This window comes from Treponema denticola ATCC 35405, assembly GCF_000008185.1.
GTDB lineage: Bacteria > Spirochaetota > Spirochaetia > Treponematales > Treponemataceae > Treponema_B > Treponema_B denticola.
In genome coordinates this window covers 1,858,520-1,871,368 of record NC_002967.9, presented here as the reverse complement: position 1 = coordinate 1,871,368, position 12,849 = coordinate 1,858,520, and the positions used below count along the sequence as shown (strand labels likewise).

The window sequence follows — 12,849 nt, the reverse complement described above, 5'->3', positions numbered from 1 at the left end:
AGCCGCAAATGCAGGTCAAGCGGATGTTAGGTTGACGCCTTCGGCGCAGGAGAGAAAATGAAAAACAAAGTATGTTTTGTAATTACTTTTGTAACTACTCTAATTTATTCAGCTTATGCTCAGGATAAAATAGATTATCTTGTATTAAACAAAATAAAAACAGTTCAAGAAATAATTATTGAAAATATTAAAACAAAAATTACCGTAAAATTAGATGAGAATCAAAAAAAAGAGTTTCTTAATAATTTGAGTGTTGTAAAAAGCAGAGATTGGGGTAAGTGTCTGCTCCCATATGAGGTTACTATCATATATGATGATAAAAGTATTTCTTTTCGTACAAATGGGAAGACCCTAGGACAATTTGGAACTATGGCGATGTATGATTTTGAATCTGATTTGAAGCTTTTGATAAACTCTTTTTTTATTATGGAAACTGAATTTCCGCTTTACTTAGAAAAAACGGTAAAAGTAAAGAATCAGGATATTCACTTGTATCAGGTAAATTATTCAAGAAAAAACTTAAAATTTATTCAGGGACTTTCTTCAAGTAAAATATTGGATGAAACGCATTGCAGATGGAAAATTGGGCAAGAGCTTATTGATATACAAAGCAGCTTTACTGAAAAAGAATTAAAAAAACATATTGAAAAAGAAAACTTAAAAGAAGTTGCCGATTATTATATAAAAGAATTATGTAAACGGGATTTGTTTTTTTCCACATATGAATTACATCCTCTTGATGAGGTAAATGAAAAATGGATTATTTATTTTGTATATGTTGAAAAAGAACATAAAGGTACAAAAAAATATTGGGATGAAGTTGTGTTTATGTTACCAGATGGTACAATTGTAATCAGCGAAAATAATTTCGAAGAAATAAAATTTTAGATAAAATTGCCTAACACCCGCTTCAACCTGACATTGCCTTTGCGGCAATGCAGGTTAAGCGGAAGTTAGACGGATGCCTTCGGCACGATGAACTGTAACTTTGAAAAACAGGATATGGTCTTTGTAAACTAAAGCTTAAAACTCAAATTAATTGCTTATTTTTACTAAAAATGCCGTATTTTATTGTAATAACAGCTTGATAATTATACGCATAATGCGTATAATATGATTGGATATAAAATGACAGCAAAAGAAATAGAAAAAATACTAAAGGCGGATGGTTGGTATTTTGTAACAGCAAAAGGTTCTCATAATCAATATAAACATACTGTAAAATCCGGAAAAGTTACGGTCCCAAATCATAAAGGAGATATACCGATAGGAACCGTGAAAGCAATTCTAAAGCAGGCAGGATTGAAATAAGGATATATGGAGGAATATAAAATGAAATTAGCATATCCGGCAATAATAACATATTGTGAAGAAGATAATAGTTATAGTATAGAATTTCCCGATTTGCAAGGCTGTGTTTCCGGAGGATTTTCTCTTATAGAAGCGATAGAGATGGGAATAGATGCGGCATCAGGGTGGATATTAACAGAAATCGAGGAAGGAAATGCTGTTCCAAAAGCAAGTGAACCTACAAAAATAAAACTACCTGATAATAAAAGTTTTATAAATATGCTTATTTTAGATATGGATTCGTATAGTGAAAAATATTCAAGCAAATGTGTAAGAAAGAATATAACGCTTCCAAAATGGGTGAATACGCTTGCAGAAAAAAATAATGTAAATTTTTCACAATTATTACAGAACACGATAGTAGAAAAATATGTAGGTGTTATGTAAAAGCGTCTAACACCCGCTTCAACCTGACATTGCGGACGAGCCGCAAATGCAGGTTAAGCGAATGTTAGAACGACACCTAACGGTGCGAGGAGAAAAGAATGAGAAAAGTAGTATTGGTGATTGTTTTATTTTTTTCAGTTAATTGCCTGTTTTCTGAAGAGAATAAATATTTTTTTTATATTCCGTCAACTGAAGAAATGCAGAGTTATTTTAGTATGAAGAATTACCTTTCACAATGGGATGCCGGCAAACGTGTAGTAGATGATTTAACTTTCGATAAAATATATCGAAATAATATTGGAAAAGAAACTATAAATAGTCTACTACTTGAAAGTTTTTTTAGAAATACACGAAATGCCAAGATACAACAGCAATTAAAACAATATATAAAATCCAATAAAATTGACTCATCATTTTCAAAAGCAATAGTAAAGAAAATTGATTCAAAATTAGAAAAAGAAAAGACATCAGAAAAAGAAGTATGGAGATATAATTATGATGATAAGGAATTTGATGAGAATATAAATTTATTCAATTTTAGAGAAGCAGGTGTGTTTAATAATAAACTCGGTATGCTGCTCTTTGATAATGATTGGAATCAAATTTCTTTTACTCAAAAAGAAAAGACTTCCAAAGATAAATTTTTTCTGATTTACGGCGGTGGTACAAACTCAATAACAATTAATTTCTATGAGAAAAATGGAGTAAAGAGAGAAGATTTGGATGTTGCGATGAACCAAAGATATTATAAAAACAGACATCCAAATAATTGGCAGTCAATAGAGTTGGATCGTGAAGGAATTTTATGGAATTGTGGAGCCGATAAATATATTATTGCTTTCGGCAGTGACCCGGAAAGTAATTCAGCAACCTTTAATGCATATCTTTATGATGAAAAAGAAAAAAAATTATATTTGATGAGTACATCAATGAATTTTTCAAAGATCAATATGTTTTATTCTGAAAGATATAGAATATATAATTATTTGCTTTTCAATTCATTGTTTTGTTTTATAAATAAAAAATAATCACTTCTAACACCCGCTTCAACCTGACATTGCGGACAAGCCGCAAATGCAGGTCAAGCGAATGTTAGACTTAGTTTGATAATCACCAGAAAAAGAATATTTTTTTACTTACATGATTAATTAATGTGAATATATTACGAATATCATATTTATGCTAAATTTTATTATGTGGCTATATTTATTTTGAGGTAATGATATGGAAGAAAAAAAACATAAAGAGTTAAAGTTAAGTATTGATATCAATACGGATGTAGAAAAGATATTATCAAAAAAAGACAAAGAAATTATCATAGATCAGATAATATTACATTTTGATAGTGGTAAATTGCAGGAAGTGTTAAAGCTTTCATATTATTTATTATCAAAAGATCAGACTTATTATTTTTCTTCCATGAAACGCAAAGGTTTCTTTCGTATTGGAACAAAGGAATTTAATACGAAAAAAATAAGCTATATTATTGAAAACATTCTATCGAAAACACACGAGCAATTGAAAATAGAAAATGTAAATTATTTGAGAAGTATGCTGGCTTTACATTATGTTGCGCCAGAATGTAGAAATATATTAAAATTTGCTGATAATGTAATAAAAAAATATAAAAAACGCTTTATAAAAACTTTATATGCAATATTAGAATTTGATTTACTGGAAGTAAAAATTGGCAAACCAAGTTATTCTAACCTTATAAGTGACCCTATATATGGTGTCGATCCTGTTTCCGAAGCAATTTCAACATTAGTGGACAGATATACGAAAGAATTCAATGTATCTGATGAAGATTTTGGACCGTTGGATATTAATTCACATAAAAATATTATATCTGATTGTAAAAAACTACTACAAAAAATTATAGTAGTAAACAAAATACAAAAATTTGAATATGAAGTTGAAACTTATGGTTATAATTTTGAACAAAGAAATGATAAAATATGTTATATGATTTCTAAAGAAAAAATAGAAAAAGCAAAAGTTTTAACTTATTTTGTTACACCAAGTCACCATTATAACGCAATTATAAAAGAATTGCTTTCTAGAAAAGATAATATATCTATTTATGAATTATTTGAAAAAAATATCTCTTCAACTGAATATTGGAAGATCGAAGAACTACCAACTCGACGAATAGTGATATTTTTACTCTTTAATGAAAATATAAAAATATTTGATTCTGATAATTTATTTAGAGAAGAATTTGCATTCTTATCTGAGTTGCTAACAGAATTTCATATAGACGATAATAACATAAAAGACATGAAATTAAAGAATGGTATAGGTGTTTTTGATGTAATCAAATTTAAACGAATCATAGAATTTTGTGCATATGCAATAAATTATGCATTAAATAAACATAACAATGATTGTTTTTTACAATATGAGTCAATAGTACCAGTATATAGTTATGATTTGTTTATAAATATGTTAAATAAAATTTATAAAGATACTGAAATTATCAACAAACTTATAAATGAACTTACTTGGGATAAAAAAATAAATTTGATATCCAAACGACACCTATTCTTATGGGGAGAACTTTTATTTTATTTGGTGCTAACAATTTGGAAAGCAGTAATATTCTTAGAAATTTATGCTTTAAAAATCATGAGCAAATAAAATTGGATGAAGAAATACTGGAAAATAAACTGTCAATAGTTTTTGCAAAAAAAACTTCCAGCATAATAAATCAATTAAATTTAATTTTGCTAAGACTGATGGAGATATTGATTTTATAGCAAAGTCAGATGATATTGTTTTTGTAGCAGAATGTAAGAATTCACTTTATGGTTCCAATATTTATGAAATGAAAACCAATTATGATGCTTTGGAAACCGCAACTAAACAACTATCAAAAATTGAAAAATTGTTTTCTGATGTCGATTTTAGAAAATATTTATCAGTAAAAACAAATATTAGTATAGCAGCGAATGATAAAATAGTTTTTTTTATTGTCACAGGCAGTAGATCTTTTTATGGTCTCGATGATATTAAATATAATATATTTCCAATATATGAATTGTTGAATTATATTGAGACACACGAAATTATTTTTTGTAATAGAATCTATTCATATTATGATGATAAAATTTCTTTTACTGAAAATCTCAAGAACTTCATCAATGATCGACCTAATCAAACTTGCTTAAATCGCGCATTAGTAAAAATCAATGAAAAAATAAAAATAGGAAATAAAACTATTTATAGAGAAACTTTTCAAATTGATTTTAAAAATATTATATGATGCTAGAAAAACACTATGAATTTAAAGGTAATTATAAAATATCTAATAGTATTGATTAAAATACTATTAGTTTTTTTAGCAGAAGATATTAAAACGAGTGAAGTATCTGCAAAAGCTAGTGTATTTCTTGCAAATACTAAATTAAGATTATCAAATTTATGTAATGAATTGTGCGATTGAAGAGTCATTATAAAATTTAAAAGACTTTCATAAGAGTTTTAAGAATATGTATATAGAAAGTCTAACACCCGCTTCAACCTGACATTGCGGACAAGCCGCAAATGCAGGTCAAGCGAATGTTAGATGGACACCGCTTTCGCGGTGCGAATATTTTTTTATAAATAAGAGGTATGGTATGGAAATAAGAAATGAATCTAAGATTGAAATTATAAAACTTTCTATGATTCTATTTACAATTATTATATCATTAATTGTTTTATCAAAGACATTTTTGGAAAGAAATAAAGAGAGTGAAGTAATCCAAGTAACAGGTTTGGGAACAAAAGATTTTGAATCTGATTTGATTGTATGGTCTGGTTCATTTTCACAGACTGATATTGATTTAAAAAATGCGTATGAGCGATTGCAGCTTGATCAAAATAAAATAATAGACTTTCTAAAAAAGCGAAATGTGTCAACAAATGAATATTTATTTTCAGCAGTAGTAATTGATAAGGAATATGAAACAATATATGACATGGATAAAAACCAAAAACGTCTTTTTAAGGGATATCGCTTAATGCAAGATATAAAGATTGAATCAAACGAAGTAGAGAAAATAGAAACTATTTCACGAGAAATTACAGAGTTAATCAATATGGGGGTTGAATTCTATTCATCTAAACCACAATATTATTATACGAAACTGACTGAATTGAAAAAAGAATTAATTGAATATGCAACTGAAAATGCAAAAACTAGAGCAGAAACAATAGCGAGTAAATCAGGATTTAAACTAGGACGATTGAAGAATGCAAATATGGGTGTATTTCAAATAATAGCTAGAAATTCAAATGAAGATTATTCTTGGGAGGGAACTTTTAATACTACATCAAAACAAAAGACCGCAACAATAACAATGAAATTACAATTTGGAATACAATAGGAATGAGCATCTAACACCCGCTTCAACCTGACATTGCGGACAAGCCGCAAATGCAGGTTAAGCGAATGTTAGACGGATTGCCCAATGGGCAACAAGAAAGAAAATGAAAAAAAATATATTTATTATAGGATTTATGTTTATGGGCTTAATATCATGTTTTGTAAAGACAAAAGAAGAAAAATTTTGGTGTTGGTTTTGTAAAAACTCACAATTAATATACAATTATGAAATAAATCAGGAAAAAATTTTTAATGAACTTCAAATTCAATTGCATAAAATAAATCCTGATCTAACGTTTGAAATTAGTTCTGTAAAAAATGGAAAAAGAGATTTTGTAATTAGTGCAGATGGAATACTAGATGCATTTCCTGCAGTAGAAAAATTGTATTTATTAAAACCGAAATTATCAGAATGGACTTTTATAAAATTTCGCCCGAGAAGAAAAATAGAGAATTCAATTAAAATAGAAGATAAAGAAGTTTGTCCAAATGATATAAGATTTATGTTTATAAAAGATGAAGATAAAAGTAAAATAGGAATTGTTCTTTTTTGCAATGGATATACTGAGATCGAATGTGAAATTTATAGTCAGATTGGATTTTTATTTCTTGATGAATGTCTAGGAGAATATGATGTAGAAAAATTTATCGGAACAATAATAATACAAGGCTTTGATAGCGAATATTTTAACGATTCAATAAAAATAGAGTTTTTAGCAACTGAGTTTGATAAAATAAAAGTAAATATAATTAAATAGTATATAGTTATATTTAAAAATAACGTCTAACACCCGCTTCAACCTGACATTGCGGACGAGCCGCAAAGCAGGTTAAGCGAATGTTAGACCGATGCCTTCGGCACGATAAACTGTAACTTTGAAAAATAGGGTGTATTTTTTATAAATTAAAGCATAAAACCAAAATTAATAGCTTATGTTCTTTGGATAAAGTTATGTTTTATTATAATATCTACTTGTATAAGAAAAATAAAACTTTAATCTTTGGATTTTAAAACTTGTTAAGGAAGTTAACGAGTTAAAAGTCCTTCGGACGGTCATGGTAATTATAATAATTAACTTGTTAATGAAAACTAAAGTTTTATCTAAGGATTTTAAACTAGCTAAGGAAATCAACAAAATAAAAGTCCTTCGGACGGTCATGGTGATTATAATAATTAAGTTGTTAAAGAAAAATAAAGTTTTAGTTTTGATTTTAATGATTTAGTAATTAAAAAGTTGTATAGTTAAAAAATAAAGTTTTATTGTTAAGAATAAGTTTATAATTTTAAGATGATATTATTTATAAAAGGTTTGTTTTGTAAATAATATAGAATTATAGTTAAATTAATAGTTTTTAATATATGCATTAAGTAATATGAAAGTTGGATATGCAAATAATAAAGTTTTATATTAAAATTTTAAGTTTTTTTTGAAAAAAATCTGATTTTTTTTGTATATATTACTGTAGTAGTATTGATAAGTGCGGCTATTTCGATTAAAATAAAAATAGCTTTTATGGGGGTAAAATGAAACAAAATCAATGTAAATTAATTAAGATGTTAAGTGCTTCCTTAATATTTTTTTGTTTTTTCAGCGGCATATTTGCACAGAATGAAGCTGAATGTGAAAAAGCCGTCCAAGCGGTTGCGGAAGCTTGTAACGAAAAATCCGTAACGAATGTGCTGCCTTATTTGGCTGAAGATTTTTCAATTGCAGGACAGAGCGGTAATAGGGCAAAAGCAATTTTACAGCAATTATTGGCCGGAGTGGGGACGGTAATTTCCTATGAAAAAACAGAAAGCTTTATGGAAGACGGAAAACTTATTTTAAAATACTCAATTGAATATTCTCAAGTAGGAAAGAAAGAGTCCGTATTTATTTTCAATAAGGATAATTTAATTGTCGAAGCTGAACTTATGAAAATAAAAGTAAAAACTTTGTCTTCAGAAGAACGAACTATAGAGTACAATACAAATAAAATCACTTCCATTCCTTTTATATTTGCAGGAAATCTGCCGTTGGTAGACGTATTGCTTGAAGGTGAAAGCAGATTGTTTTTATTAGACAGCGGTGCTCCTTTTTCCATTTTAAATTCAAAGTACATTGAAGGATTAAACACGGGCACAAAAAAACTTGGTAGTTTTCAGGATGTCAGCGGTAATGTTTCAAGTCCGAATATGGATATAACAAACGTAAAAGAATTGGAATTCGCCGGTAGTAAAATAAAAAATCAAAAAATAGTAGTTCTTGATATGACTCGTCTTGAACAGAGTTTAAAAACGGACGGCATATACGGATTAATAGGCTATGATATGTTAAAAGAATATGATGTCTTTTTAGATTATCAAAAAAAGCAGTTGACACTTATAAGACCGGATTCGTATGATAGTTTTATAAAAGCTAATACATTAAAAGTAGATTCAAAAATTCCGTGTAAAATGGCAGGTCATATTCCGGCTATTGAAGTATCGATTGGAAACAAAATCTATAAATTGGGGCTCGATACCGGAGCTGAATTCAATTTACTCGACAGCTTTTATTTTAATGAATTAGAACCGTCCTTAACAAACAAAGAAAAAACCGAACTGAGCGGGGCAGGCGGAATTAAACAGGAAATATATCAAGCGGAATTAAAAACAATGAAGATAGGCGGTAAAACATATAAAAATGTAAAAACCGTATTTTCCGATATTTCTCATTTACGAAAAAAGCCCGATAGTTATGACGGACTTTTAGGCTATCCGTTTTTCTCCGCCCAACCGACTCTTATAAGCTATAAACGGGGAGAAATTATTTTGTTTAAATAAACAAATTTTAAGTTTTTTATTTATTAAATATTGTAATAAAAAGCAAAATATTGTAAAATTAAAAGCGTAATTGTTAATATTAAGTTATATAAATAAAATAAAAGTGTCTAACACGCAGTTCAAGACTGACAAAACCCGCTCTGAAGAGCGGCCGGCTAGACGCCGGTACGTTTTGCAGCTTAACTGCATGTTAGGTTGACAAGCTGACCGCTTGAGGAAAGACTTGTGTGGAACCGACCTATGACCATTTATTTCGACTTAAAAATAAATTTATAAAATCATAGGAGGATTTTATGGCAAATTTTTACTGTGAATACTGTGGGATGAAGTATTCCTCTGTTTCTTCATTAACATCTGGTTCTTGTTCAAGAAGTCCAACAAGAAGGCACTCATTATACGAAGGAAACGAAAAACCAAAATATACTTGTAAATATTGTGGAATGCAATATTCAAGCATATCTTCATTAACAAGCGGTTCTTGTTCAAAAAGTCCGACAAAAAAACATCATCCTGCATTATGATATGAAGTCAGCCTAACAAGAATCTTATTATTCTTGTTAGGTTCATATGCCGTTAGCGTGGTAAAATTGAAATTAGAAAGGAAGACATTTATTTTGAATATATATGAAAATCTTGCTACACAAGCAATAACAAGTTTTTTTTATAATGAAGCATTATGGAAAAAAGAAATTGTATTTGATTTTTTGCTAAAACCATTTAATCTACAGTTGTTAGATATTGCAGAAGTAAAAGCACAAGATAATCTGAAAGGAACTGTGCCTGATTTCACTATTATCACAAAAAATTCAGAAAAATTACGATATGAAGTAAAGATTAATAATTCCGGATTAACAATTTCAGAATATGATAAAGACACACGTGATGCTTACTTAATCAGGAAAAATTATTCTTTTCGTGAAGAAATTCCTATTCCAAAAGATAAAATTCTATTTTGGGAAGATTTGTTTGAAATTATAGATAAAAAAGGAGCGACAACAGATTTTGCTCGTTTTGATTTAATTCGTGAATATATGTGTGAAGACATTCATACTTTATTATTTACACCGCATGAGGTAGCTATGTTATATTCTCCCGATACAATTATTGCCGTTTATGAAATGAAAGAAAAATTATTGGAGATTTGCAGAAAATTTCTTGATGCAAATGTGACAAAATATGAATATAAAGGAAAACTCGATAGTAAATATGGTATTGGATGTTATTTTAAGAAAAAAGGAGCACCGGAGTATGACTTATTTATAGGTTTATCTCCGCATGCTGAAAAATATTATTCTATTGCTAAATATATCTCAGGAGATAATTGGGATTATTTTGAATTGGATAAAGAAATTTTAGCAAAATGTAATACAGAGGAAGAATTGCAACAAGAATTTAATAAAAATGCTGAAGATGTAATGTTGAAAATAAAATAAATACAACCTAACACCCGCTTCAACCTGACATTGCGGACGAGCCGCAAATGCAGGTTAAGCGGTAGTTAGTTTGACAAGATTTAATACAATAAGGAATACGCAATTGAGCAAAATTATCATAGCTTTACTACAATTAACGCCGGGGAACTCTCTTGTTGAAAATATGTATATCGGTATAGCTGCTTGTCGCAAGGCAAAAAATATGGGGGCAGATATAGCATTATTTCCTGAAATGTGGAGTATTGGTTACGAAATCCCTAAATCTGTCAATGAATTAAAGAGTAAAGCAATTAGTAAAAATGATGCATTTATACATTCATTCTCGGATTTAGCAAAAGAATTGCAAATGGCTATCGGTATAACATTTCTTGAAAAGTATGAGCCATTACCAAGAAACAGTATATGTCTGTTTGATAGATTTGGAAAAGAACTATATACCTATGCAAAAGTACATACATGTATTTTTGGAGATGAAAAAAATTTAATGCCCGGTAATGATTTTTATGTATCTGAATTAGACACAGAGCGCGGTTGTGTAAAAATAGGTTCAATGATTTGTTATGATAGAGAATTTCCTGAGAGTGCACGAATACTCATGCTCAAAGGTGCAGAAATACTACTTGTACCGAATGCATGTCCAATGGAAATTAATAGGATTTCACAATTAAGAGCAAGAGCATTTGAAAATATGGTTGGCATTGCAACTGTTAATTATCCAAAAGGAAAACCCGATTGTAATGGTCATTCTACAGCATTTGACGGTATTGCCTATAAAATTGATGAACCATATTCACGAGATACATTAATAATAGAAGCCGGAGAGGAAGAAGGAATATATATCGCAACTTTTAATATAGAGGAATTAAGAAAGTATAGAAGTAGAGAAGTTCATGGTAACGCATACCGGCAGCCGACAAAATATGAGATTTTATTATCGGAAGAGAAACAAGAGCCGTTTATCCGTAAAGATTATAGAAAATCAGCAAACTAACACCCGCTTCAACCTGACATTGCCTTTGCGGCAATGCAGGTTAAGCGAATGTTAGAATGACGCTCACGCGCAAAGGGAAACCATAGAAAATAAAAATATCTTTGCATGAAATACTTGCTTTATTTCTTAAAAAATATAGAATAGATTTGAAGGAGAGGAGTATGAAGTTAAAATATCAAATTATATTGTTGTATTGTTTGATTACTCTGTTGCTGTTTCAAATGGTAAGTTGTAAGAGGCAACAAGGTAAACAAGTTATAAAATATGAAACAAAAGATAGTTTTAAAAAAGTAGCCGTAGAACTAAAACCGGTAACATCAAATGTTTATGAAGAACTCAAAAGAATTCATACTGTCTATCCTAAACGTGCAATGAAGGGAAATGGTCTTGTTGGTGTGCTCGGTGGTGTAAATTTAATTGCTCACCAAAAAGGTAGCTATGATGTGTTGCTACCGATACCGCAACTTGTGGACAAGCAAGTTCCCATTTTTTATAGTTTAAGTGTCAAACCTGAATCGGCTTTATCATCAAGCCGATTGCAAGTGAGAGAAGACGGAAATGCTTTTTTAAGCTTAGTATTTAATGCTGACCAGAATACCGAACTCACTATTGATTGGTCTGCAGTTGTTTTAATTACTCCAATGGCAATAAAAGAGAATGATATAGACCCTGAACTATTTACTGTTGCATCACCATGTGTACAATCTGATTCTAAGCAAATTACTGATTTGGCAACTGAATTATGTACTACAAACGAAGATGATGAACTAAAACAATACTGCCTAAATATAAGAAACTTTATTGCAAATATGGAAAATGTTGCACCACCTATGAGTCTTGATGCTTTGGGAATTTTGAAAAGTGGAATGAATTATATTTGCACTTCAAATGCAAATCTTGCGGCAGCATTTATGCGGGCACAAAAAATTCCTTGTCGTATGATAGCAACAATTCCGACAAACTCTTACCGCCTAGAAATGCATCGTATCGTAGAGTATTACGATGGCGGTGTATGGACTGCATTTGATCCAAGTTCTTGGAGTGAAAGTCCTTTGACAAATACATGGCAAAATATCATTATGGCTAAATCAAGTATTTCAGATGAAATAGCATCTATGGAACCTCGTTTATGCTCTATGTTAGGTGTTCCATTTGGGCAAGAGGTAGAAATAATGAAACCGGGTTTAACTTTACATGGTCAAGATTTCTTTTGGACAGTTGCTTTTCCGCTTGCTGAATTTGATGTAACAGATACGATAGCTAAATTAACGGTAGCATGTTGGCAGGAGTTTTTACAAACGGGAATTATAAGTTCAAAGCAAATTGATGCTGCTCTTGCGACTGATTTAGATTCGTATTCAGAAAAAATTAGCGGTAAATAAACTATTTATTACATACAATGCTGTTTAATTTTATCGTAATTGAGTTGAAATAAGATTTTTATTTATGGTATGTTGTGTAATCAAAATTTTTAATTTTAAAATAAGGCTTAATAAAGCTAAGTTCTAACACC

General features: G+C 29.6%; 13 protein-coding genes. All 13 read left to right on the top strand.

The window, feature by feature from the left end; all coding sequences use genetic code 11:
• The first annotated feature begins 57 nt into the window (after positions 1 to 57).
• On the top strand, positions 58 to 888 hold the full coding sequence (locus TDE_RS08785; protein WP_002679542.1) for a hypothetical protein: 831 nt from the start codon (positions 58 to 60) through the stop codon (positions 886 to 888).
• Between the two features lie 240 nt (positions 889 to 1,128).
• Positions 1,129 to 1,311, top strand: a complete 183-nt coding sequence (locus TDE_RS08780; RefSeq protein ID WP_002669524.1) for a type II toxin-antitoxin system HicA family toxin — start codon at positions 1,129 to 1,131, stop codon at positions 1,309 to 1,311.
• 21 nt (positions 1,312 to 1,332) lie between these two features.
• On the top strand, positions 1,333 to 1,737 hold the full coding sequence (locus tag TDE_RS08775; protein ID WP_002669522.1) for a type II toxin-antitoxin system HicB family antitoxin: 405 nt from the start codon (positions 1,333 to 1,335) through the stop codon (positions 1,735 to 1,737).
• Positions 1,738 to 1,835: 98 nt separating this feature from the next.
• Positions 1,836 to 2,765, top strand: a complete 930-nt coding sequence (locus TDE_RS08770; protein ID WP_002679541.1) for a hypothetical protein — start codon at positions 1,836 to 1,838, stop codon at positions 2,763 to 2,765.
• A 196-nt stretch (positions 2,766 to 2,961) separates the two neighbouring features.
• Positions 2,962 to 4,377 carry a hypothetical protein gene (locus tag TDE_RS08765; protein ID WP_002679540.1) on the top strand — a complete coding sequence of 472 codons (1,416 nt, stop codon included), beginning with the start codon at positions 2,962 to 2,964 and terminating at the stop codon, positions 4,375 to 4,377.
• A 187-nt stretch (positions 4,378 to 4,564) separates the two neighbouring features.
• Entirely contained in the window at positions 4,565 to 5,002 is a 438-nt protein-coding gene (locus TDE_RS08760; protein WP_002679539.1) for a hypothetical protein, read from the top strand.
• A 355-nt stretch (positions 5,003 to 5,357) separates the two neighbouring features.
• A complete protein-coding gene (locus tag TDE_RS08755) occupies positions 5,358 to 6,107 on the top strand; it encodes an SIMPL domain-containing protein (RefSeq protein WP_002683251.1) in 750 nt (249 codons plus the stop codon).
• A 103-nt stretch (positions 6,108 to 6,210) separates the two neighbouring features.
• Positions 6,211 to 6,864 carry a hypothetical protein gene (locus tag TDE_RS08750; protein ID WP_245522411.1) on the top strand — a complete coding sequence of 218 codons (654 nt, stop codon included), beginning with the start codon at positions 6,211 to 6,213 and terminating at the stop codon, positions 6,862 to 6,864.
• A gap of 767 nt (positions 6,865 to 7,631) precedes the next feature.
• Positions 7,632 to 8,912: an aspartyl protease family protein gene (locus TDE_RS08745; RefSeq protein ID WP_002683308.1), complete on the top strand. Its 1,281-nt coding sequence runs from the start codon at positions 7,632 to 7,634 to the stop codon at positions 8,910 to 8,912.
• A gap of 293 nt (positions 8,913 to 9,205) precedes the next feature.
• Positions 9,206 to 9,433 carry a hypothetical protein gene (locus TDE_RS08740; RefSeq protein WP_002679532.1) on the top strand — a complete coding sequence of 76 codons (228 nt, stop codon included), beginning with the start codon at positions 9,206 to 9,208 and terminating at the stop codon, positions 9,431 to 9,433.
• A 93-nt stretch (positions 9,434 to 9,526) separates the two neighbouring features.
• On the top strand, positions 9,527 to 10,345 hold the full coding sequence (locus TDE_RS08735) for a hypothetical protein (RefSeq protein WP_010957071.1): 819 nt from the start codon (positions 9,527 to 9,529) through the stop codon (positions 10,343 to 10,345).
• Between the two features lie 103 nt (positions 10,346 to 10,448).
• Positions 10,449 to 11,336, top strand: a complete 888-nt coding sequence (locus TDE_RS08730) for a carbon-nitrogen hydrolase family protein (protein WP_002679543.1) — start codon at positions 10,449 to 10,451, stop codon at positions 11,334 to 11,336.
• Between the two features lie 161 nt (positions 11,337 to 11,497).
• Complete coding sequence (locus TDE_RS08725) at positions 11,498 to 12,718, top strand: transglutaminase-like domain-containing protein (RefSeq protein WP_002681203.1); 1,221 nt, start codon at positions 11,498 to 11,500, stop codon at positions 12,716 to 12,718.
• Positions 12,719 to 12,849 lie beyond the last annotated feature (131 nt).